This window comes from Ralstonia sp. RL, assembly GCF_001683835.1.
Lineage (GTDB): Bacteria > Pseudomonadota > Gammaproteobacteria > Burkholderiales > Burkholderiaceae > Ralstonia > Ralstonia mannitolilytica.
This window is the reverse complement of sequence record NZ_LWRX01000150.1, coordinates 24,153-44,673: the sequence shown is the minus strand read 5'-3', so window position 1 is coordinate 44,673 and position 20,521 is coordinate 24,153. Positions and strand designations below refer to the sequence as shown.

At 65.8% G+C, this 20,521-nt stretch carries 25 protein-coding genes and 1 pseudogene; all 26 read right to left on the bottom strand.

Features of this window, described 5'->3' with window-relative positions; all coding sequences use genetic code 11:
- Window positions 1-162 precede the first annotated feature (162 nt).
- The gene (tatC, locus tag A6M56_RS14840) at window positions 163-966 is read right to left on the bottom strand and encodes a twin-arginine translocase subunit TatC (protein ID WP_045784987.1); all 804 of its coding nucleotides are present in this window, start codon (window positions 964-966) and stop codon (window positions 163-165) included.
- 51 nt (window positions 967-1,017) lie between these two features.
- A complete protein-coding gene (gene tatB / locus A6M56_RS14835; protein ID WP_045784988.1) occupies window positions 1,018-1,536 on the bottom strand; it encodes a Sec-independent protein translocase protein TatB in 519 nt (172 codons plus the stop codon).
- Between the two features lie 18 nt (window positions 1,537-1,554).
- Entirely contained in the window at window positions 1,555-1,806 is a 252-nt protein-coding gene (gene tatA, locus A6M56_RS14830; RefSeq protein WP_045784989.1) for a Sec-independent protein translocase subunit TatA, read from the bottom strand.
- Between the two features lie 63 nt (window positions 1,807-1,869).
- Window positions 1,870-2,244 (bottom strand): DUF4870 family protein, encoded by a 375-nt coding sequence (locus tag A6M56_RS14825; RefSeq protein ID WP_045787677.1) that lies wholly within the window; start codon window positions 2,242-2,244, stop codon window positions 1,870-1,872.
- Between the two features lie 47 nt (window positions 2,245-2,291).
- The gene (locus A6M56_RS14820) at window positions 2,292-2,666 is read right to left on the bottom strand and encodes a phosphoribosyl-ATP diphosphatase (protein WP_045784990.1); all 375 of its coding nucleotides are present in this window, start codon (window positions 2,664-2,666) and stop codon (window positions 2,292-2,294) included.
- Window positions 2,659-3,081 (bottom strand): phosphoribosyl-AMP cyclohydrolase, encoded by a 423-nt coding sequence (gene hisI, locus A6M56_RS14815; RefSeq protein ID WP_045784991.1) that lies wholly within the window; start codon window positions 3,079-3,081, stop codon window positions 2,659-2,661. Before hisI ends, A6M56_RS14820 begins: the two co-directional genes overlap by 8 nt.
- On the bottom strand, window positions 3,078-3,854 hold the full coding sequence (gene hisF / locus A6M56_RS14810) for an imidazole glycerol phosphate synthase subunit HisF (RefSeq protein ID WP_045784992.1): 777 nt from the start codon (window positions 3,852-3,854) through the stop codon (window positions 3,078-3,080). Before hisF ends, hisI begins: the two co-directional genes overlap by 4 nt.
- Window positions 3,855-3,890: 36 nt before the next feature.
- On the bottom strand, window positions 3,891-4,634 hold the full coding sequence (hisA, locus tag A6M56_RS14805; RefSeq protein WP_045784993.1) for a 1-(5-phosphoribosyl)-5-[(5-phosphoribosylamino)methylideneamino]imidazole-4-carboxamide isomerase: 744 nt from the start codon (window positions 4,632-4,634) through the stop codon (window positions 3,891-3,893).
- 73 nt (window positions 4,635-4,707) lie between these two features.
- Window positions 4,708-5,361, bottom strand: a complete 654-nt coding sequence (gene hisH, locus A6M56_RS14800) for an imidazole glycerol phosphate synthase subunit HisH (RefSeq protein WP_045784994.1) — start codon at window positions 5,359-5,361, stop codon at window positions 4,708-4,710.
- A gap of 8 nt (window positions 5,362-5,369) precedes the next feature.
- Window positions 5,370-5,993 carry a MarC family protein gene (locus A6M56_RS14795; RefSeq protein WP_102080155.1) on the bottom strand — a complete coding sequence of 208 codons (624 nt, stop codon included), beginning with the start codon at window positions 5,991-5,993 and terminating at the stop codon, window positions 5,370-5,372.
- A 55-nt stretch (window positions 5,994-6,048) separates the two neighbouring features.
- Window positions 6,049-6,639, bottom strand: coding sequence for an imidazoleglycerol-phosphate dehydratase HisB (gene hisB, locus A6M56_RS14790; protein WP_045784996.1), 591 nt, complete (start codon window positions 6,637-6,639; stop codon window positions 6,049-6,051).
- Entirely contained in the window at window positions 6,636-7,760 is a 1,125-nt protein-coding gene (hisC, locus tag A6M56_RS14785) for a histidinol-phosphate transaminase (protein ID WP_045784997.1), read from the bottom strand. The genes hisB and hisC overlap by 4 nt, the downstream gene beginning before the upstream one ends.
- Before the next feature lie 16 nt (window positions 7,761-7,776).
- Window positions 7,777-9,105, bottom strand: a complete 1,329-nt coding sequence (hisD, locus tag A6M56_RS14780; protein ID WP_045784998.1) for a histidinol dehydrogenase — start codon at window positions 9,103-9,105, stop codon at window positions 7,777-7,779.
- The gene (hisG, locus tag A6M56_RS14775; RefSeq protein ID WP_045784999.1) at window positions 9,102-9,791 is read right to left on the bottom strand and encodes an ATP phosphoribosyltransferase; all 690 of its coding nucleotides are present in this window, start codon (window positions 9,789-9,791) and stop codon (window positions 9,102-9,104) included. The genes hisD and hisG overlap by 4 nt, the downstream gene beginning before the upstream one ends.
- 7 nt (window positions 9,792-9,798) lie before the next feature.
- Complete coding sequence (gene murA / locus A6M56_RS14770; RefSeq protein WP_102080156.1) at window positions 9,799-11,064, bottom strand: UDP-N-acetylglucosamine 1-carboxyvinyltransferase; 1,266 nt, start codon at window positions 11,062-11,064, stop codon at window positions 9,799-9,801.
- A gap of 113 nt (window positions 11,065-11,177) precedes the next feature.
- A complete protein-coding gene (locus A6M56_RS14765; RefSeq protein ID WP_045785001.1) occupies window positions 11,178-11,414 on the bottom strand; it encodes a BolA family protein in 237 nt (78 codons plus the stop codon).
- 59 nt (window positions 11,415-11,473) lie between these two features.
- Window positions 11,474-12,261: pseudogene (locus A6M56_RS14760) on the bottom strand (ABC transporter permease).
- A complete protein-coding gene (locus A6M56_RS14755; RefSeq protein ID WP_102080157.1) occupies window positions 12,258-13,214 on the bottom strand; it encodes an ABC transporter ATP-binding protein in 957 nt (318 codons plus the stop codon). The pseudogene A6M56_RS14760 and the gene A6M56_RS14755 overlap by 4 nt, the downstream one beginning before the upstream one ends.
- Window positions 13,215-13,460: 246 nt before the next feature.
- A complete protein-coding gene (locus tag A6M56_RS14750) occupies window positions 13,461-13,772 on the bottom strand; it encodes an STAS domain-containing protein (protein WP_102080158.1) in 312 nt (103 codons plus the stop codon).
- A 66-nt stretch (window positions 13,773-13,838) separates the two neighbouring features.
- The gene (locus A6M56_RS14745; RefSeq protein WP_062739464.1) at window positions 13,839-14,474 is read right to left on the bottom strand and encodes an MlaC/ttg2D family ABC transporter substrate-binding protein; all 636 of its coding nucleotides are present in this window, start codon (window positions 14,472-14,474) and stop codon (window positions 13,839-13,841) included.
- Between the two features lie 156 nt (window positions 14,475-14,630).
- Complete coding sequence (locus A6M56_RS14740; RefSeq protein ID WP_045785006.1) at window positions 14,631-15,443, bottom strand: MlaA family lipoprotein; 813 nt, start codon at window positions 15,441-15,443, stop codon at window positions 14,631-14,633.
- Between the two features lie 3 nt (window positions 15,444-15,446).
- Window positions 15,447-15,947, bottom strand: a complete 501-nt coding sequence (gene mlaD, locus A6M56_RS14735) for an outer membrane lipid asymmetry maintenance protein MlaD (protein WP_045785007.1) — start codon at window positions 15,945-15,947, stop codon at window positions 15,447-15,449.
- A gap of 39 nt (window positions 15,948-15,986) precedes the next feature.
- Window positions 15,987-16,754, bottom strand: coding sequence for a lipid asymmetry maintenance ABC transporter permease subunit MlaE (gene mlaE / locus A6M56_RS14730; RefSeq protein WP_045785008.1), 768 nt, complete (start codon window positions 16,752-16,754; stop codon window positions 15,987-15,989).
- Entirely contained in the window at window positions 16,751-17,593 is an 843-nt protein-coding gene (locus A6M56_RS14725; protein WP_045785009.1) for an ABC transporter ATP-binding protein, read from the bottom strand. Before A6M56_RS14725 ends, mlaE begins: the two co-directional genes overlap by 4 nt.
- Window positions 17,594-17,824: 231 nt before the next feature.
- Entirely contained in the window at window positions 17,825-18,856 is a 1,032-nt protein-coding gene (locus A6M56_RS14720; protein WP_045785010.1) for a tripartite tricarboxylate transporter substrate binding protein, read from the bottom strand.
- A gap of 163 nt (window positions 18,857-19,019) precedes the next feature.
- Window positions 19,020-20,483 carry a glutamate synthase subunit beta gene (locus tag A6M56_RS14715; RefSeq protein WP_102080159.1) on the bottom strand — a complete coding sequence of 488 codons (1,464 nt, stop codon included), beginning with the start codon at window positions 20,481-20,483 and terminating at the stop codon, window positions 19,020-19,022.
- Window positions 20,484-20,521: the final 38 nt, after the last annotated feature.

The window sequence follows — 20,521 nt, the reverse complement described above, 5'->3', positions numbered from 1 at the left end:
CCGGTCTGCGCGCCTACGCCAACAGCGCACCCGCCGACGGCCAGTACGCCCTGACCTTCCCGCGCGAGCAGTTCTGGTTGTACGCGGCGTAAGCCCCGCGGCAGAAATGAGAAAGGCAGCCTCGGCTGCCTTTTTCTTTGGAGCGGTTGTTGAATGCGGCCATCAGTCCTTGACTACCGGGAGGTGCTCCGGCTCGGCCTCCGGCGCCACGGTTTTCCGCAAGAAGACCGCCGCCAGGATCAGCCCCAGCTCATAGAGCAGCCACAGCGGCACCGCCAGCAGCAACTGCGACATCACATCCGGCGGCGTGACAACCGCCGCAATGATGAACGCTCCCACCACCACATACGGCCGCGCCTGGCGCAGCTTCTCCAGGCTGACGATGCCGAAGCGCACGAGCACCATCACCACCACCGGCACCTCGAAGGTGATACCGAAGGCGAGGAACGTGGTCATCGCAAAGCTCAGGTACTTGTCGATGTCGGTCGACATCTCGGCCCCGAGCGGCGCGTTGTAGTGCGCCATCACCTTGAACACCGTCGGGAAGACGAGGAAATACGCAAACGCCACACCGCACAGGAACAGCACGTAGCTGCTCACCACCAGCGGCATGATCATGCGCTTCTCGTGCGCATACAGCCCCGGCGCCACGAAGCGCCAGACCTGGTACAGCACCCATGGCAGTGCGATGAGGAAGGCAGCCAGCAGCGTCACCTTCATCGGCACGAAGAACGAGCCGGTGACGTCGGTCACGATCATGTGGCCATTCTTGGGGAGCGCCTGGATGAGCGGCCGGGAAAACAGGTTGAAGATGTCCGGCGCCCAGTAGACGAGCCCGAGAAAGATCAGCAGGACACCGGCACCGGCCTTGACGATGCGCTCGCGCAGTTCGACCAGGTGCGAGATGAAGGTTTCCTGCGCGCCGTCCTCGGGCGACTCTTGCGGATCGAGCGGAGCGGCACTCATGTCGGGTGGGAAGGGGATGCGGTCAGGGCGCACATGCCGGCGCCCGGAGGATCATTCGAAGAAAGAGCGCGCACGCGATTGCGCGGCGACGATGGGCGGGCGATGACGCTTGACGCGGGCCGCCCCCGATTGCGCCCACATGCGCACGCCCTGCTTCTGGCGGTACCACTTGGGCATCGAGAGCTGCTTGTTGCGCCAGCTGTTGCGGCCGTTGCGCGACTTGGCCGGTGCGGGCCGCCAATCGGGCGCCGAGGTGGCCGTCTGCTGCAATGCCGGATCGCCGAGCGCCTCATTCAGGCGCTCGTTGATCTCGCTCGTGTGTTTGCTGACCTCTTGGTGGATGGTCTGCTCGACATTGCGTGCGGCCTGTTCGAACTCGGTGCGCATCTTGCGCAGTTCCTCGAGTTCGATTTCGCGGCTGACTTCGGCCTTCACGTCGGCGATGTAGCGCTGTGCGCGGCCAAGCAGGGCGCCAGCGGTCCGCGCCACCTTGGGCAAACGCTCCGGGCCGATGACGACGAGCGCCACCGCGCCAATCAACGCCAGCTTGGAGATGCCGAGATCGATCATCGGTCAGCGCAGCCGTGCTCAGCCTTGCTTGGACTTGTCGCGCGCCTCGACGTCGATCGTCGTCGAGTCATGCAACTCGCGCGGCGGCTGGCCGGCGGTCTGCTGCGGGGCGGCGGGCTTGTCGTCCGCGGCGCCTTCGCGCATGCCGTCCTTGAAGCCCTTCACGGCGCTGCCCAGGTCCGAACCGATGTTGCGCAGCTTCTTCGTGCCGAACACCATCATGATGATCACCAGCACGATCAGCCAGTGCCAAATGCTAAAGGAACCCATGTCCTACTCCCACGTGAAATACCGCAAGTGGCGCCGCAGCGGTGGCAGCGCCATTGGTTGATGTTACTGGTTGGCGTACATCGGCTTGCTGTCGTTCAGATACAGCCAGCCCTTCACAATACGATACAGCATCCAGATGCCCAGAACCCAAAGCACCGCAAAGCCGATGAACGCGAGGGGAATGAGCACCACGCCAACCAAACCCCACAATACGCACCACCAGAACGAACGGATCTGCCACCGGAAGTGCGATTCGTACAGCGTACCGCGCACATCATCGCGCTTGACGTAGTCGATGATGATGGCGATCAGCGCGGTGACGCCGCCGGTCAGCCAGAATATGGCGTAGAGGGCATACAGGATATGCGTCAGGCGCTGCAGTCCGGCCAGACGCTCCGCGTCGTCCGTCACCACCATTGCCGCTCCGTACTTGTCCACGCTGCCTCCCTGCGACGATTCGCCACCGTAGTCAGTCACCCGCTACCTTATTCGCCCACCGCGTCCCGCGCCTGCGACTTGCGCAATGCCTTTTCCTCCAGGCCCGAGAGCCCTTCCCGGCGCGCGAGTTCATTGACGACGTCCTCCGGCGTCAGGTCAAAGTGCGACAGCAGCACCATGGTGTGGAACCAGAGGTCGGCCACTTCGTAGACGACCTTGGCGCGCGCGTCATCGGTCATGCCGGCAGCGCGGGCGTCCTTGGCGGCCATGACGGTCTCGGTGGCCTCTTCGCCGATCTTCTTGAGGATGGCGTCGTCGCCCTTGTTGAACAGGCGGGCGATGTAGCTTTTCTCGGGGTTGCCCCCATTGGCGAGCTTGCGCGATTCGAGCACCTCGCCCAGTCGGCGCAGCGTGTCACTCATGGTGGTGGCCGGTCTTGCCGGCGTAGATGTCGTCAGGATGCTTCAGCACGGGTTCGACCGTGTGCCAGTCGCCGTCTTCCGCGCTGCCCTCGAACTTCTGGAAGAAGCACGCGTGGCGCCCGGTATGGCAGGCGATGCCGCCAATCTGGGTGACACGCAACAGGACCACGTCTTCATCGCAGTCGAGGCGGATTTCGTGCACCTTCTGGATGTGGCCGGATTCCTCGCCCTTGTGCCACAGGCGCTTGCGCGAGCGCGACCAGAACACCGCCTCGCCCGTTTCGACAGTCTTCTGCAGCGCCTCGCGGTTCATGAAGGCGAACATCAGCACATCGTTGCTGCCCTGCTCCTGCACGATCACCGGTACCAGGCCGTTATCGTCCCAGCGGACCTTGTTGAGCCACTTCTTGGTCATGATCCGATCCGTACAGGAATGCCCTTTTCCGCCATGAACTGCTTGGCCTGGCCAACGGTGTATTCACCATAATGGAAGATGCTGGCCGCCAGCACCGCGTCGGCGTGGCCTTGCTGGATGCCGTCGGCGAGGTGCTGCAGGTTGCCGACGCCGCCGGAGGCGATGACCGGCACCGGCACGGCATCGGACACGGCACGCGTGAGTTCGAGGTCGAAGCCGGCCTTCGTGCCGTCGCGGTCCATGCTGGTCAGCAGGATTTCCCCCGCGCCGCGCTGCGCCATTTCGCGCGCCCATGCCACGGCATCCAGCCCCGTGCTCCTGCGGCCGCCATGCGTGAACACCTCCCAACGCGGCGTTTCGCCTTCGGCAGACACCTTCTTGGCGTCAATCGCCACGACGATGCACTGCGCACCGTGGCGGGCGCTGGCGTCCGACACGAGCTGCGGATTCGCCACCGCCGAGGAATTCATGCTGATCTTGTCCGCACCGGCATTGAGCAGGCGACGCACATCTTCGAGCGCACGCACGCCGCCGCCGACCGTCAGCGGAATGAAGACCTGCGAGGCCACGGCCTCGATGATGCCCAGCATCAGGTCGCGCCCGTCGGACGTGGCCGTGATGTCGAGGAAGGTGATTTCGTCGGCGCCCTGCTCGTCGTAGCGGCGCGCGATTTCAACGGGGTCGCCCGCGTCGCGCAACTCGACGAAGTTGACGCCCTTGACCACCCGGCCGTTGGTCACGTCCAGGCAGGGGATGATTCGTTTGGCTAGCATGATGAGTCGGGCGCCACAGCACCCGTTGCGCGCGGCTTATGCCGCGCCGAGTTTGTCCGCGAGGGCTTGCGCTTCCTTGAAGTTCAGGTCGCCCGAATAGATGGCGCGGCCGCAGATCACGCCCTCCACGCCATGCTCTTCGACCGCGCACAGGTGGTCGATGTCCTTCAGGTTGGACAGACCGCCGCTGGCGATCACGGGAATGGTGACCGACTGCGCCAGCTTGACGGTGGCATCGATATTGATCCCCTGCAGCATGCCGTCGCGGCCGATGTCGGTGTAGATGATCGCTTCGACGCCGTAGTCCTCGTATTTCTTGGCGAGGTCTGCGACTTCGTGGCCGGTCAGCTTGCTCCAGCCGTCCGTCGCCACCTTGCCGTCCTTGGCATCGAGCCCGACGATGATGTGCCCGCCGAATGCGGTGCAGGCATCCTGCAGGAAGCCCGGGTTCTTGACGGCCGCCGTACCGATGATGACGTACGACAGGCCGTCGTCGAGCCAGCGCTCGATGGTATTGAGGTCGCGGATGCCGCCGCCGAGCTGTACCGGAATCTCGTCACCGACCTCGGCGATGATGGCCTTGATGGCGGCCTCGTTGCGCGGCTTGCCCACGAAGGCGCCGTTCAGATCGACAAGGTGCAGCCGGCGGGCGCCCTGCTCGACCCAATGCCGCGCCATGGCGGCCGGGTCTTCCGAGAACACGGTGGCTTGGTCCATATCGCCTTGCTTGAGGCGCACACACTGACCGTCCTTCAGGTCGATGGCCGGGATGAGCAGCATAGTCGTAACGACAAAGTTGAGGGGGTGGAGGTAAACGGGGTTCGGTTGCAGCAACGACGATAGCGAGGCCGACTCACGGGTTCCAGTGCACGAAATTCCGGTAGATCTGCAGGCCGGCCTGCGCACTTTTTTCCGGGTGAAACTGTGTGGCAAAAATATTATCCCGGGCGATGGCGCAGGTAAACCGCACGCCGTATTCGGTCTCTCCAACCGACTCTTCGGCGTTTTCGGGCTGCGCGTAGTAGCTGTGCACGAAATAGAAATAAGCTTGATCGGGCACACTTTCCCAGAGGGCGTGGGCACGACTCTGGTGCACGCGGTTCCAGCCCATCTGCGGCACCTTGTACCGCGAACCATCCGGCTGCAACTGCCCGTCGAGATCGAACCGGATCACGTCGCCCTTGATCAGGCCGAGACCGGGCGTGTATTGCTCGCCGACGCGCGCTTCGGTGCTGCGCTCGAGCAGCATCTGCTCGCCCACGCACACGCCCAGCATCGGCTTGGTGCGGGAAGCCTCCAGCACGGCGTCGCGCAGTCCGGATTGGTCAAACGCAGCCATGCAGTCGGGCATGGCACCCTGCCCCGGCAGCACCACGCGGTCTGCCGCGCGGATTTCGTCGGCTTGCGCACTGATGCGCACATCCGCCTCGGGAGCCACGGCCATGAGGGCCTGCGCCACGGAGCGCAGATTGCCCATGCCGTAATCGACGATTGCGATCTTAGTCATGACTTCACTCAAGCCCGAAGGACGGGCAACAGGGTTTTCAGCCCATCAACGATAAATTCCACCGCCAGCGCCGCCAGGATCAGGCCCATCAGCCGCGTGCCGACATTGATGCCGGTGCGGCCAATCACGCGCGCGATGGGCTCGGCGGCGCGCAACACGATCCAGACCACGACCGCGATCGCCGCGCCCACGCCCACCAGGAGAAACAGCTCCCACCAGTGCCGGGTCTTGCCCGCATAGACGATCACGGTGCTGATCGAGCCCGGGCCCGTGAGCAGCGGAATCGCCAGCGGCACGACCGCGATGCTGGCCTTGGCGCCGGCCTCATCTTCTTCTTCGGGCGTGGCCTTGGTGCGGCTCGTCTGCGCATTGAGCATGTTCAGCGCGATCATGAGCATGATGATCCCGCCGCCCACCTGCAGTGAACCGACCGAGAACCCGAAAAAGCTGATGATCTGCTCGCCCAGCAAGGCCGACAGGCCGATCACGATGGCCACGGAAATCGCCGCGACCTGGATCGTGCGCTGCTTTTCTTCGTCGGTCTGGCTCTCCGTCAGGCTGATGAAGAACGGGATCGCGCCGATCGGGTTGATCAGCGCGAGCAGCGAGAAAAAACTCTTGGTGAGATCCATCGGATCGGCGGCCGGTTTTGGATTCGGGTAGGCGCGGCCAGGCCGACGCAGTGATTTACAGGGCGCCCTTGGTCGACGGAATCGTGCCGGCTGCGCGCGGATCGATCTCGACCGCCATGCGCAGCGCGCGGCCAAAGGCCTTGAAGACAGTCTCGATCTGGTGGTGCGCGTTGACGCCGCGCAGGTTGTCGATATGCAGCGTCACGCCGGCATGGTTGACGAACCCGCGGAAGAATTCGATGGACAGGTCCACGTCAAAATTGCCGACGCGCGCGCGCGTGAACGGCACGTGGAACTCCAGGCCCGGACGGCCGGAGAAATCGATGACCACGCGCGACAGGGCTTCGTCCAGCGGCACGTAGCTGTGGCCGTAGCGCACGATGCCCTTTTTGTCGCCGATGGCCTTGGCGACGGCCTGGCCCAGCGTGATGCCGACGTCTTCCACGGTGTGGTGATCGTCGATATGGGTGTCGCCGGTGGCCGAGATGTCCAGGTCGACCATGCCGTGACGGGCGATCTGGTCGAGCATGTGGTCGAGGAAGGGGACGCCGGTGTTCAGCGTCTGCTTGCCCGTGCCGTCCAAATCAAGGGCGACGCGGATCTGCGTTTCGGAGGTGTTGCGAGTGACCTCGGCACGGCGGCTCATGGGGCTTCCTGCAGCGATGCGGCAAACGCATCGAGAAATTGCGCGTTTTCTTCGGGATTGCTGACCGTCACGCGCAGACAGTTGGCCAGCAATGGGTGCATTTTACTGACGTTTTTGATGAGAATCCGCCGATCGAGCAGCCGATTGAACAGCCCTGCGGCATCCGGTACGCGCAGCAGGATGAAATTGGCCGCGCTCGGGAACACCGTCACGCCTGGCTGCGCAGACAACGCTTCCATCAGGCGGCTGCGCTCGGCGCGCAGGGTCGCTGCCTGGGCATCGAGCACATCGACGTGGTCGAGTACGAACTGGGCTGTGGCCTCGGTCAGCACATTCACGTTATAGGGCGGCCGCACCTTGTCCAGTTCGGCAATCCACTTGGCGTGCCCCGCCACATAGCCGAGGCGGATACCGGCCAGGCCGAGCTTGGACACCGTGCGCATGACCAGCACGTGGTCGAAGTCCGTCAGGCGCGGCATCCAGCTGTGCTGCGCGAACGGCTGGTACGCCTCGTCGACGACGACCAGGCTCTGGCATACCGGACCGCGTGCAGCGCGGATGATGGCGTCCATGTCGGCGGCATCGAACAGGTTGCCGGTCGGGTTGTTCGGATAGGCCAGGTAGATGACCGCGGGCTGGTGCTCGGCCATGGCGGCCAGCATCGCTTCGCGGTCCAGCGTGAGGTCGCCCCTGAGCGGTACGCCGACAAAGTTCAGACCCAGCAGCTGTGCCGACATTGCATACATCACGAACCCCGGCACCGGTGCCAGCACGGTCGCGCCCGGCTTGGCCGCGGCAATGGCGATCAGGCTGATGATCTCGTCCGAACCGTTGCCGAGCAGCACTTCGGCGCCGGCCGGCACGTGCATCACGCGCTTGAGCTGCGCCTTGAGCGCATCGGCCGTGGGCACGGGGTACCGGTTGAGCGCCACGTCTGCGAGGCGCTTGCCGAGCGCTTCGCGCAGCATCGCCGGCAGGTGGTACGGGTTCTCCATTGCGTCCAGCTTGACCATGCCGGTCGCGTCGGGCACGTGATACGCGCCCATGGCGCGAACGTCGTCGCGCACGATGCGGGCGAGCAGATCATCAAGGGTGGGCTGGGCTGGAGCGGTGGCGGTCATGGTGAGGCGTCGGATGTTATTCGGATGCGGCGCGTTGCAAGCGGTATTCGGCGCTGCGGGCATGCGCCTGCAGGCCCTCGCCGTAGGCCAGCTCGGCAGCGATCTCCCCCAGCATCTGCGCACCGGCCTCGCTGACCTCGATCAGGCTCGAGCGCTTGATGAAGTCGTACACGCCCAGCGGCGACGAGAAGCGCGCCGTGCGCGAGGTCGGCAGCACGTGGTTCGGCCCCGCGCAGTAATCCCCCAGCGATTCGCTCGTGTACTTGCCGAGGAACATCGCCCCGGCGTGGCGGATGCGCTCGGCCCACTGGCGCGGGTTCTCGGCGGAGATCTCCAGATGCTCGGGCGCGATGTCGTTGGCGATGTCGCACGCCTCTTCCATGTCGCGCACCTTGATGAGCGCACCACGGCCCGACAGCGACTGGGCAATCACGCTCCGGCGCGGCATGTCTTCGAGCTGGCGGGTGATGCTGGCCTCCACCTGCGCGATGAACTCAGCGCTCGGGCACAGCAGGATCGACTGCGCGAGCTCGTCGTGCTCGGCCTGGGAAAACAGGTCCATCGCCACCCAATCCGGTTCGGTCGTGCCATCGCAGATCACGAGGATTTCCGACGGGCCGGCGATCATGTCGATGCCCACGGTGCCGAACACGCGGCGCTTGGCGGCCGCCACGTACGCGTTGCCAGGGCCGACGATCTTGTCGACGGCGGGGACGGTCTCCGTACCGTAAGCGAGCGCCCCCACGGCCTGCGCGCCGCCGATGGTGAAGACGCGGTCCACGCCAGCGATGCAGGCCGCGGCCAGAACGAGGTCATTGCGCACGCCGCCCGGCGTCGGCACCACCATGATGATTTCCTTGACGCCAGCCACGCGTGCCGGGATCGCGTTCATCAGCACCGACGACGGATACGCAGCCTTGCCGCCCGGCACGTAGATGCCCACGCGATCCAGCGGCGTGACCTTCTGGCCGAGCACCGTGCCATCGGCTTCGGCATATTCCCAGCTGTGCGTGCCGCACTCGAGCTTCTGCTTCTCGTGGTAGGCGCGCACGCGAGCAGCCGCGGCTTCCAGGGCGGCGCGGCGCTTGGGTTCCAGGCCGTCCAGCGCGGCCTGCAGCACGGTGGGCGACAGTTCCAGCGCCGCCAGGCTCTCGGCTTCGATGCGGTCGAAGCGGCGCGTGGCATCCAGCACGGCGGCGTCGCCGCGCGCCTTCACGTCGGCCAGGATCTGCGCCGCGGCGCGGTCGATGGCTTCGTCTTCGCTCGCCTCGAAGGCGAGTACCTGGCGCAGTTGCGCCGCGAATCCGGCGTCGGCCGAATCCAGCTTACGGATGGTCAGGCTCATGCGGGTTCCCCAACGCGCTCGCCCTGGGCGGAGGCGCGGTCAAAAGCGTCGAGGATCGGCGCCAGCCGCTCGCGCTTCAACTTCAGCGCAGCCTGGTTGACGACGAGCCGGGACGAGATCTGCACGATCTCCTCCACCTCGACGAGGTTGTTCGCGCGCAGCGTGCCGCCCGTGCTGACCAGGTCGACGATGGCGTCGGCCAGGCCCACCAGCGGGCCCAGCTCCATCGAGCCATACAGCTTGATCAGGTCGACGTGCACGCCCTTCTTGGCGAAGTGCTCGCGCGCGGTATTCAGATACTTCGTCGCCACGGCCAGGCGCGCCCCCTGGCGCACCGCATTGGCGTAATCGAAGCCCTTGGGCACCGCCACCGACATGCGGCAGCGGGCGATGTTCAGATCGATGGGCGCATACAGGCCCGCCATCCCGTGCTCCATCAGCACGTCGCGGCCGGCCACGCCGAAATCTGCGGCACCGTACTGGACATACGTCGGCACGTCGGAGGCCCGGACGATGATCACGCGCAGCGCCGGGTCCGACGTCGGCAGGATCAGCTTGCGCGAGGTTTCCGGGTCTTCGGTCACCTCGATGCCGGCCGCCTTCAGCAGCGGCAGCGTCTCTTCAAAGATGCGCCCCTTGGAGAGCGCCAGCGTGAGCTGGTTGGAAGCGGACTGGAATGCGTTCATGGCGGGCTTAACCCTGGATACGGCGGATCTTGGCGCCAACGGCGGAGAGCTTGTCTTCGATGCGGTCGTAGCCACGATCGAGGTGATAGATGCGATCGACCAGCGTCTCGCCCTGCGCCACCAGGCCGGCAATCACCAGGCTCGCGGAGGCACGCAGGTCGGTCGCCATGACGGTCGCGCCCGACAGTTGCTCGACGCCGGTCACCACCGCCGTCTTGCCCTCGATGACGATGTTGGCGCCCAGGCGGTTGAGCTCCTGCACGTGCATGAAGCGGTTCTCGAAGATGGTCTCCGTCACCGTCGCCGAACCTTCGGCAATGGCGTTGAGCATCATGAACTGCGCCTGCATGTCGGTCGGAAACGCCGGGTACTCGGACGTGCGGAAGCTCACGGCCTTCGGGCGGCCGGTCATCTGCACGCGGATCCAGTCCTCCCCGGTGGTGAGCGTCACGCCCGCCTCGCGCAGCTTGTCGAGCACCGCATCGAGGATGCCTGGCGGCACGTCGCGCAGCGTCACGTCACCGCCGGCGGCGGCCACGGCGCACAGGAAGGTGCCGGCCTCGATGCGGTCGGCGATCACGGTGTGCTGCGCACCGCGCAGCGCTTCGACACCTTGAATCACCAGGCGATCGGTGCCGATGCCCTCGATGCGCGCACCCATCTTCACCAGCAGGTTGGCAAGGTCGGTCACCTCGGGCTCGCGTGCGGCATTTTCCAGCACGGTTTCGCCATCGGCCAGTGCGGCGGCCATCAGTAGGTTTTCAGTGCCCGTGACCGTCACCATGTCGGTGACGATGCGCGCGCCGCGCAGGCGCTTGGCGCCGTTGGCCAGCTTGGCTTCGATGTAGCCGTGCTCGATGACGATCTCGGCCCCCATCTGCTGCAGGCCCTTGATGTGCTGATCGACCGGACGCGCCCCGATGCCGCAGCCGCCCGGCAGCGACACACGTGCGTGGCCGAAGCGGGCCAGGAGCGGCCCCAGCACCAGGATCGAGGCGCGCATGGTCTTCACGAGATCGTACGGGGCTTCCGGCGTGTGGATGGCGCCCGCGTCGAGCGTCACGTCGTGGCCGTTCTGCGTGCCTTCGACGCCCATCTGCCGGAGCAGCTTGAGCATCGTGCGCACGTCCTGCAGGTTGGGCACGTTGTGCAGCACCAGCGGCTCGGGCGTCAGCAGCGCAGCACACATGATGGGCAGCGCAGCGTTCTTGGCGCCGGAGACACGGATTTCGCCCGACAGCGGGCCATTGCCTTCGATCAGCAGTTTGTCCATGAGCGAGACGTCTCGTCGTGCGGGGCGCTCTGCGAGCGCGGAATCGGGAACAGCAGCGGAAACAGCAGCGGAATCGGGATCAGCGACAACAGCCGTGGGATCGAGCTCGGCCATCAGGATTTCCACTCCGCCGGCGTCAGCGTCTTCATGGACAACGCATGGATTTCCGCACGCATGCGGTCGCCCAGCGCTGCGTACACGAGCTGATGGCGCTGGATCAGACGCTTGCCTTCAAACTGCGCGCTGACAATGGTGGCAAAGAAATGCTGCCCGTCGCCCTCGACTTCGAGGTGCTCGCACGGCAGGCCGGTTTGGATGTACTGCTTGACTTGTTCGGGTGTGGGCAACATGGCCGTCCCTTCTCCTGCAAAACGTTAGGGTGAGCGTCGTTCGTTTTGTTATCGACGCGTCAATGGCGCAGCTTGTAGCCCGTGCGCAGCATGTGCAGGGCAATCCCCCCCCCACGACCAGCGCGATCAGCATCACGCCGAGGCTCGTCGCCACCGGCACGTCGGACACGCCGAAGAAGCCGTAGCGGAAGCCGTCGATCATGTAGAAGAACGGGTTGGCGTGGGACACCGCCTGCCAGAACGGCGGCAGCGAATGAATCGAGTAGAACACGCCCGCCAGGAAGGTGGCCGGCACGATCAGAAAGTTCTGGAATGCCGCGAGCTGGTCGAACTTCTCGGCCCAGATGCCGGCAATCAGTCCGAGCGTGCCGAGCACCGCCGCGCCCAGCACGGCAAACACGATGATCCACAGCGGTTGCGCGAAGTGCAGGTGCGCAAACCACGTCGTCACCAGCAACACGCCCGCGCCCACGGCCAGGCCACGGATGACGGACGCACACACGTACGCGCCGAACATCTCCCAGTGCGAGAGCGGCGGCAGCATGATGAACACGAGATTGCCGGTGATCTTCGACTGGATGAGCGACGACGAGCTGTTCGCAAACGCGTTCTGCAGCACGCTCATCATCACCAGGCCCGGCACCAGGAAGGCGGTGTAGCTCAGCTGGTCGAACACCTTGACCCGGTCTTCCAGCACGTGGCCGAAGATCAGCAGATACAGCAGCGCGGTCAGCACCGGCGCGGCCACGGTCTGGAAGCTCACCTTCCAGAAGCGCAGCACCTCCTTGTACAGCAGCGTGCGGAAGCCGACCCAGCGGCCCGGCAGGCTTTCGGGGATGGCGTTCATGCGGCGGGCTCCAGCGCGGTTTCGGGTGTTTGCGGCACGGCAGGGATACCACCCTCGCGGCGCATGATCTGTACAAACACGTCTTCGAGGTCGGCCTTGGCGATTTCCATGTCGTCGATCTCGCAGCCTGCCTGACGGCAGGTGGAGAGGATCTGCTCGACCTCGCCGTAGCCCGACAGGCGCAAGCGCACGCCGCGCTCGCCATGGTTGCCGGGCAGGCGCAGGCCTCCGAGCGAAGCCGGCAGCGCACCGCGCGAGAAGCTGAGCACCAGTTGCAGACCGGCAAATTGCGACAGCAGATTGGCCGTGCGATCGAGCGCCACCACCTCGCCAAACTTGAGCATGGCAATGCGGTCGCACAGGGACTCGGCCTCTTCGAGATAGTGCGTAGTCAGCACGACCGTGTGGCCTTCCCGGTTCAGGCGCGAGATGAACTTCCACAGCGTCTGGCGCAGTTCGACGTCCACGCCGGCGGTGGGCTCGTCCAGCACGATGACAGGCGGACGGTGCACCAATGCCTGCGCCACCAGCACGCGGCGCTTCATGCCGCCCGAAAGCGCACGCATGTTGGCGTCGGCCTTGCTGGTGAGGTCCAGGTTGGCCATGACCTCGTCGATCCAGTCGTCGTTCTTGGTCAGGCCGAAATAGCCCGACTGCAGGCGCAGCGTCTCGCGCACCGTGAAGAACGGGTCGAACACCAGTTCCTGCGGTACCACACCGAGCTTGCGGCGCGCCGTGCGGTAGTCGGAGACGACGTCGTGACCGAGCACCCGCACGCTTCCGGAGTCCGCGCGATTCAGCCCGGCGAGGATGGAGATCAGCGTGGTCTTGCCCGCGCCGTTGGGGCCAAGCAGGCCGAAAAACTCGCCCTGCTCGACAGACAGGCTCACGCCCTTGAGCGCTTGCAACGATTTGTAGCGCTTGCGGACGTCAGCGATTTCGATGGCTTTCATGGCCGACAAAGTGAACTACCCTGCGCATATCCGGCTCGCAGGTCGACGTGGCGACCGCGGCCCGGGTGCCACACGCGGCGGCGGCAGAGCGACAAACCCAGAATTATAGGGGAACTGCACCAAGAGACTGCGGCGCGGCAAACGGCGCCGGCCGGATGCCCGGAACGCACGCGGCGCCCGGCGCGGAGCGCGGCATCGCGATGTCGGGTGGCGGGAATGACCCCGCGCCTCGCACCGGACGCCGCCTCAATGTCGTACGTGAGGGTGGGTTGCGGCTGCCGGCGCCATCGCCAGCAGGGATTCGACGCCGTAGAGCGTCGCAAGATTGGAAAGCGCTTCCGGCGCGCCTGCGATATCGAGCGCGATGCCGTGCGCCCGGGCCGTCCGCTGCCAGGACAGCAGGACCGCCACGGCGGAGGAGTCGACCTGCGACAGCCCCGCGCAGTCGATACGCAGGGCTGCCATGCCGGCCTCGCGCGCCCGGCCGAGCTGCGCCTCGCCCTCGCACAGAACGCGCGGCGCTTCGCGATGGGTCAGCGGGCCGGACAAGGTCAACATGGTCGAAGTCAGAAAAAGAAACAGCGGCCAGACTTGACCGCTGCGTCGATTCTACCGGAAGGCCGCTTACTTCGCCGGGCGCTTTTCGAGCTGCGCGTTGCGCTCGTTCAGGAAGCTGACCAGCCCGGCAACGCCGCCGCGCTTGCTGATGACGTCGGCAAACTGGTTCTTGTACGTCTCCGACAGCCACAGGCCGCTGATGTTGATGTCGTAGACCTTCCAGCCATTGGCGGTCTTCTCGAGGCGATAGTCCAGGGCGACCGGCTCGCCGTTGTTGTTCACGGTCGAACGGACCACCACGTCGGTGTCGTCGGCCGCGGCGCGGAACGGCTTGTACGTGACCGTCTGGTTCTTCACGTTCGACAGCGCGCCCGCGTAGGTGCGGATCAGCAGGGTCTTGAAGCCCTCCTGAATCTGCTGCTGCTGCTCCGGCGTCGCCTGGTTCCAGAACCGGCCCATGGCGATCTGCGTCGTGCGCTTGAAGTCGGCACGCGGCACGATCTTGTCGTCCACGAGTTGGAAGACCTTGGCCATGTTGCCGCTGCGCAGCTCCGGGTCATTCTTGATGGTGGTCAGCACGTCGTCCACGGCGGCTTTGACGGTGGCCTGGGCGTCCGCTTCCTGGGCATGGACAGGTGCGGCAGCCACGGCTGCCGTCAGCGTGAGGCCGGCAAACACGGAGCGGAGAACTTTCTTCAACATAGTCGCGTCCTTCTGATGTGATCTTGGTTTCGCCTGCAGCGTCGTCGCTGCGCTTGTGCTGGCCGTTAGAACAGGCGGCCTCCAGCCGAGTTCGCGCTGCACCGGCGGGTTTTACGGCTTGTCACCATTGAGGCGACATTGTTACGAAGGCCGCCGTCAGCGGCGGAAAATCGGCCAATTGGGGGTGAGGCGCCGCGACGGCGATACCGTCCCGCTGCCGCCCCCCTGCGCGTCGCCATCGGCCTTCGCGCCCTCGCCGTCTTCAGGCAGATTGCCGTCGTAGATCAGGTAACGCCGGCGCTGCAGATACGCATCGCGCATGAAGGTGTACTTATCCACGGCGGCGTCCTCGAGCACGTTGCTGGCGCCCAGCAGGCTGGCGCGCACGTCGACCACCCGCAGCGCGGCCAGCGAATACGTCACCGTGCCGTCGAAGTAAGTGAGGGGATCCAGTTGCCAGTCGACCAGGAACCCCGCCGTATCGCGCACGGTGCTCGGGCCCAGCAGTGGCCACACGATGTACGGACCGGCCGGCACGCCCCACACGCCAAGCGTCTGGCCGAAGTCTTCCTTGTGTTTGGGCAGGCCGGCGTCCGAGGCGATGTCGATCAGGCCGCCCAGGCCGAACACGGTGTTGATGGCCACGCGCATGGTGTCTTCCAGCGCAGCCGTGCCCTTGAACTGCAGCAGGTTGTTGACGGCCGAGTAGACGTCGCCCGCGTTCGAGAAGAAATTCGACACGGCCGTACGCGCCGGGGACGGCACCACGTCAACGTACGTTTGCGCGACCGGCTTCAGTACGCCCTTGTCGAAGTCTTCGTTGATGCGGAAGACCTCGCGGTTGAACGGCTCGATCGGGTCGGCCGGATTGGCGTTCGGGCCGGTGGCACAGCCCGCCAGCAAGGCGGTGCCGGCCGCCACGGCCAGCGCAAGACTGCGCAGCGTGCGGATGGATGTTGTTGTTTTCATGGTTTATTGACTCCCAGTGCCCCCGGCGGGCTTGGTGCCGCCTGCCCCTGCATCGGCCGCCTTGCTGTAGAGGAACTGGCTGATGAGGTTCTCGAGCACCACGGCCGACTGCGTCATGGTGATCTTGTTGCCATTGGCGAGCATCGCCGAGTCGCCACCGGGCTCGATCCCGATGTACTGCTCGCCGAGCAGCCCCGAGGTCAGAATCTTGGCCGAGCTGTCCTTCGGAAACTGGTAGCGCTGGTCCATGTCGAGCACGGCGACAGCCTGGTAGCTCTTGTCGTCGAACAGGATCTGCGACACGCGGCCGACCACCACACCCGCGCTCTTGACCGGGGCCCGCACCTTCAGGCCGCCGATGTTGTCGAACGATGCTTTCACCTGATAAGTCTTGGCAAACGAGAACGCGCTCATGTTGCCGGCCTTGAGCGCCAGGAACAGCAGCGCCACGATGCCTACCAGCACAAACAGTCCGACCCAGAAATCGAGGAGGCTCTTACGCATGATCTTTTTCTCTTTGAACGGCCGCCATGTGGCGGCGGCTTAGCTGAACATCAGCGCCGTCAGCACGAAGTCCAGCGCCAGCACGGCCAGCGACGCGATCACCACCGTCCGCGTGGTCGCACGCGACACGCCCTCGGGCGTCGCCTTGGCCTCGTAGCCCTGGAACAGCGCGATGAAGGTCACGGCCACGCCGAACACCACACTCTTGATGACGCCGTTGAGCACGTCGTCCACCACATCCACGCCGGCCTGCATCTGCGACCAGAACGCGCCGGCATCCACGCCGATCAGGCCCACGCCGACAAAGTATCCACCCAGAATGCCGACCGCGCTGAAGATCGCAGCCAGCAGCGGCATGGCAATGAACCCGGCCCAGAAACGCGGCGCCAGCACACGGGCCAGCGGGTCCACGGCCATCATTTCCATGGCGATCAGCTGCTCGCCGGCTTTCATGAGGCCGATTTCGGCCGTGAGCGACGTACCGGCCCGGCCGGCAAACAGCAGCGCCGTCACCACGGGGCCCAGTTCGCGCACCAGCGACAGCGCCACCAGTAAGCCCAGGGCCTGCTCGGAGCCATAGCGATTCAGCGTGTAATAGCCCTGCAATCCCAGCACGAAGCCGACGAAGAGGCCCGATACCGCAATGATGATGAACGAATCGTTGCCGATGAAGCGCAGTTGCTCGATCACCAGGCGCGGGCGGCGCAGCACGTCGCCGGATGCGGCGAACATGGCCAGCAGCATGCGGGCGCCGTAGCCGAGACGACTGATCAGCGTGCGGACGAGAAAGCCGATGGTCGAGATCATCGCCCACCTCCGTTCGCCGCATCCTGGCCGAGGCCGAAATCGTCAGCCAGCGGCACCCCCGGGTAGTGGAACGGCACCGGGCCGTCGGCCTGGCCGTGCACGAACTGGCGCACGAACGGGTCCGTCGAGGCGGTCAGCTCGGCCGGCGTGCCCTCGGCGGCAATGCCGCCGTTGGCGATGAAGTAGACGTAGTCCGCAATATGGAACGTTTCCTGCACATCGTGCGAGACGATGATGCTCGTTGCGCCCAGGGCGTCGTTCAGCTTGCGGATGAGCGAGGCGGTCAGGCCCAGCGAGATCGGATCAAGCCCGGCGAACGGCTCGTCGTAGAGGATGATCGACGGGTCCAGCGCGATCGCGCGGGCCAGCGCCACGCGCCGGGCCATGCCGCCGGAAATCTGGGCGGGCATGAGGTCGCGCGCGCCGCGCAGGCCGACGGCGTTGAGCTTCATCAGCACGAGATCGCGGATGAGGGGCTCGGGCAGCTTGGTGTGTTCGCGCAGCGGAAATGCCACATTGTCGAACACGGACATATCGGTAAACAGCGCCCCGAACTGGAACAGCATGCCCATCTGGCGGCGCACGGCGTACAGCGCAGGCTTGTCCAATGCGCCGATGTCCTGGCCGAGCACGCGCACGGTGCCCGCCGCTGCGCCGACCTGCCCGCCGATCAATCGCAGGATCGTGGTCTTGCCGCAACCTGAGCCGCCCATGACAGCCACCACGCTGCCCTTGGGCACGCGCATGCACAGGCCGGACAGGATGCGCCGCTCGCCTGGCTGGTAGGCGAAATCGACCTGATCGAGTTCGACAACGGCGTTGGGAGTCTGGCTGGACACGGATATTGTCGGCTGAGGGCTCGGCGGATTGGCGGCTTTGGCTCGCCGCATCTTGTTCTCTTGGTGCCGCGCTGGCTTGCGACGCGGCCCGCCATTATAGGTGGAAACCCGCGTAGCCCGTCAGTCACGCCATGCTTACCGACAGTTTGTGTGGCTTGCGTGCCGCGCTCGCTGCGCTGGCCTTGCAGGTGGCTGAGGGCGCACTGTCGGCGCAGGCCGATTCCTTTGCGTTCATTCGCCGCTGTCGAGTCGCAGATCGGCGTGCCGGATCACCGCCTGCCAGTGGGCGGCGTCGCTGCGCACGGTCTGGGTAAAAGTGTCCGGCCCGTCCCATTCCGGCTCGAAGCCGCCAGCGCGCAGTGTCGCGCCCACGTCTACCGAACGGACCGCGCGGCGCAGTTCGGCCGCGGCCCGCACGGCAAGCAGCCGCGGCGTGCGCGCCGGCATGAAGGCGCCGATCCATGCACTGCGGTCGAACCCCGCCAAGCCGCCCTCGCGCAACGTCGGGACGGCGGGCGCAAACCGCGACCGCACGCCGCCCGTCACGCCCACCAGCCGCAGTTGCCCACTGGCGGCTGCCGCCGCCACGCTCGGATAGCACGCAAAGCAGGCCGCCATCCGCCCTGCGAGGACTTGCTGGACGAGCCCCGCCTCGCCGCGGACGGCCACATGCGGCGCGTGAAAGGCGTAGTCCCGGACAAACTGCTCGGCAACGAGGTGGGACCACGTGCCAAGCACGTCCGACCCGCAATTGACGGTGACGGTTTCAGCACGCGCCCGTGCCAGGAGATCGGTGATGGTGTGGATCGGCAACCGCGCGTCGACCGCCAGGAACAACGGCAGCGCCGCCACCATCGCCACGGGCTGGAAGTCGCGCAGCGGATCATAGGACGCCGCTTCAAGCGCAGGCTGGGCGACAAACGTCGTCTGCTGAAGCAGCAGGGTGTGGCCGTCCGACGGGGCACGGGCCACCGCCTCGCCGGCCGCCATGCCATTGGCGGCGGGCCGGTCTTCCACACCGACGGGGCGGCCGACCTGCTGCTGCAACTGCGCGGCCAACGCCCGCGCCAGCGCATCAAACGCGCTGCCCTCGGCTGACGGCACCACGAAACGCAGCGACTGAGACGGATAGCCCTGCAGCAACGCATGGGCGGGCAACGCCAGCGACGCCGACAGCGCAGCGAGCGACGCCACGACGCACCGCCGCCGCGCATCGGGCGCTTCGGAAACAGTGACGGACGCATGGCGGGCGCGCATTCGCATCGAAGAAGACGGGGCCGGGGAAATTGCATTCTAGAAATCAGCGCGTCCGCCCTGCACCCATGTAAACCATGTCGATGTAAACCATGAAGCCGCCGACCGCCAAAGAAAAAGGCCCGCCAAGGCGAGCCTTGGGGGCCTGGGGTCAGCCGGTCGAACCGCGTGGTCAGCGCGGCAGTTCCGAGTGCCCCATGAGGAACGCGTCCACCGAGCGCGCAGCCTGCCGGCCTTCGCGGATGGCCCACACGACCAGCGACTGGCCACGGCGCACGTCACCGGCGGCAAACACCTTCGGCACGTTGGTCGCGTAGGCGTTGTCGCCTTCGGTGGAGGCGCGTGCGTTGTTGCGCGCATCCTTGGTCACGCCGAAGGCGTCCAGCACGCCGCCGACCGGGTTGGTAAAGCCCATCGCCAGCAGCACGAGGTCGGCCTTGAGCGTAAACTCGCTGCCTTCGATCTCGCTCATCTTGCCGTCCTTCCATTCGAGGCGGACTGCCTTGAGGGACGTCACGCGGCCGTTCTCGCCGATGAGCTCCTTGGTGGCGACCGACCAGTCGCGCTCGCAACCCTCGTCGTGCGACGACGACGTGCGCAGCTTGATCGGCCAGTACGGCCACACCAGCGGCTTGTTCTCTTCTTCGGGCGGGCGCGGCAGCAGCTCGAACTGCGTGACCGACGCGGCGCCATGGCGGTTGGACGTGCCCACGCAGTCCGAACCCGTATCGCCGCCGCCGATCACGATGACGTGCTTGCCATCCGCGCGGATCGGGTTCGGCGCGTCGCCGGCCACCTCCTTGTTCTGCGGGATCAGGAATTCCAGGGCGTAGTGCACGCCATCCAGATCACGGCCCGGCACCGGCAGATCGCGCGGCACTTCCGAACCGCCCGTCAGCACGACGGCGTCGAACTGCTTGAGGATGTCGTCGGCGGAGATCATCTCGCGCGCGTCGTTGCAGATGCCTGCCGGAACCGTCTTGTCGCCGACGATGACGCCGGTGCGGAACGTCACGCCCTCGGCTTCCATCTGCTGCATGCGGCGGTCGATGTGCGCCTTCTCCAGCTTGAAGTCGGGGATGCCGTAGCGCAGCAGGCCGCCGATGCGGTCGTTCTTTTCGAACACCGTCACGTCATGGCCGGCGCGCGCCAGTTGCTGCGCAGCGGCCAGGCCGGCGGGGCCCGAGCCGACCACGGCGACGGTCTTGCCGGTCTTGTGCTTCGGCACCTGCGGCGCCACCCAGCCCTCTTCCCAGGCCTTGTCGATGATGGCGTGCTCGATCGACTTGATGCCGACCGGCAGCTCGTTGATGCCCAGCGTGCAGGCCGCCTCGCACGGTGCCGGGCAGATGCGGCCCGTGAACTCGGGGAAGTTGTTGGTCGAGTGCAGCACCTCGATCGCCGTCTTCCAGTCCTGGCGGTACACCAGGTCGTTGAAGTCCGGGATGATGTTGTTGACCGGGCAGCCGTTGTTGCAGAACGGGATGCCGCAGTCCATGCAGCGCGCGCCCTGGATCTTGGCTTCGTTGTCCGCCAGTGCGAACACGAACTCCTTGTAATGCTTCACGCGCGCTTCGGGCGCTTCGTATGCCTCGTTCTGGCGGGGAAATTCGAGAAAACCGGTCGCCTTGCCCATGGTGTCCTTCCTGACCCGATGCACGCGTGCATCGGATC

Excerpts from the sequence above, each read along its gene's own strand:
- tatC (WP_045784987.1), bottom strand. The coding sequence starts at position 966 with ATGAGTGCCGCTCCGCTCGATCCGCAAGAGTCGCCCGAGGACGGCGCG.
- tatB (WP_045784988.1), bottom strand. The coding sequence starts at position 1,536 with ATGATCGATCTCGGCATCTCCAAGCTGGCGTTGATTGGCGCGGTGGCG.
- tatA (WP_045784989.1), bottom strand. The coding sequence starts at position 1,806 with ATGGGTTCCTTTAGCATTTGGCACTGGCTGATCGTGCTGGTGATCATC.
- A6M56_RS14820 (WP_045784990.1), bottom strand. The coding sequence starts at position 2,666 with ATGAGTGACACGCTGCGCCGACTGGGCGAGGTGCTCGAATCGCGCAAG.
- hisI (WP_045784991.1), bottom strand. The coding sequence starts at position 3,081 with ATGACCAAGAAGTGGCTCAACAAGGTCCGCTGGGACGATAACGGCCTG.
- hisF (WP_045784992.1), bottom strand. The coding sequence starts at position 3,854 with ATGCTAGCCAAACGAATCATCCCCTGCCTGGACGTGACCAACGGCCGG.
- hisA (WP_045784993.1), bottom strand. The coding sequence starts at position 4,634 with ATGCTGCTCATCCCGGCCATCGACCTGAAGGACGGTCAGTGTGTGCGC.
- hisH (WP_045784994.1), bottom strand. The coding sequence starts at position 5,361 with ATGACTAAGATCGCAATCGTCGATTACGGCATGGGCAATCTGCGCTCC.
- A6M56_RS14795 (WP_102080155.1), bottom strand. The coding sequence starts at position 5,993 with ATGGATCTCACCAAGAGTTTTTTCTCGCTGCTCGCGCTGATCAACCCG.
- hisB (WP_045784996.1), bottom strand. The coding sequence starts at position 6,639 with ATGAGCCGCCGTGCCGAGGTCACTCGCAACACCTCCGAAACGCAGATC.
- hisC (WP_045784997.1), bottom strand. The coding sequence starts at position 7,760 with ATGACCGCCACCGCTCCAGCCCAGCCCACCCTTGATGATCTGCTCGCC.
- hisD (WP_045784998.1), bottom strand. The coding sequence starts at position 9,105 with ATGAGCCTGACCATCCGTAAGCTGGATTCGGCCGACGCCGGATTCGCG.
- hisG (WP_045784999.1), bottom strand. The coding sequence starts at position 9,791 with ATGAACGCATTCCAGTCCGCTTCCAACCAGCTCACGCTGGCGCTCTCC.
- murA (WP_102080156.1), bottom strand. The coding sequence starts at position 11,064 with ATGGACAAACTGCTGATCGAAGGCAATGGCCCGCTGTCGGGCGAAATC.
- A6M56_RS14765 (WP_045785001.1), bottom strand. The coding sequence starts at position 11,414 with ATGTTGCCCACACCCGAACAAGTCAAGCAGTACATCCAAACCGGCCTG.
- A6M56_RS14755 (WP_102080157.1), bottom strand. The coding sequence starts at position 13,214 with ATGAAAGCCATCGAAATCGCTGACGTCCGCAAGCGCTACAAATCGTTG.
- A6M56_RS14750 (WP_102080158.1), bottom strand. The coding sequence starts at position 13,772 with ATGTTGACCTTGTCCGGCCCGCTGACCCATCGCGAAGCGCCGCGCGTT.
- A6M56_RS14745 (WP_062739464.1), bottom strand. The coding sequence starts at position 14,474 with ATGTTGAAGAAAGTTCTCCGCTCCGTGTTTGCCGGCCTCACGCTGACG.
- A6M56_RS14740 (WP_045785006.1), bottom strand. The coding sequence starts at position 15,443 with ATGAAAACAACAACATCCATCCGCACGCTGCGCAGTCTTGCGCTGGCC.
- mlaD (WP_045785007.1), bottom strand. The coding sequence starts at position 15,947 with ATGCGTAAGAGCCTCCTCGATTTCTGGGTCGGACTGTTTGTGCTGGTA.
- mlaE (WP_045785008.1), bottom strand. The coding sequence starts at position 16,754 with ATGATCTCGACCATCGGCTTTCTCGTCCGCACGCTGATCAGTCGTCTC.
- A6M56_RS14720 (WP_045785010.1), bottom strand. The coding sequence starts at position 18,856 with ATGCGAATGCGCGCCCGCCATGCGTCCGTCACTGTTTCCGAAGCGCCC.
- A6M56_RS14715 (WP_102080159.1), bottom strand. The coding sequence starts at position 20,483 with ATGGGCAAGGCGACCGGTTTTCTCGAATTTCCCCGCCAGAACGAGGCA.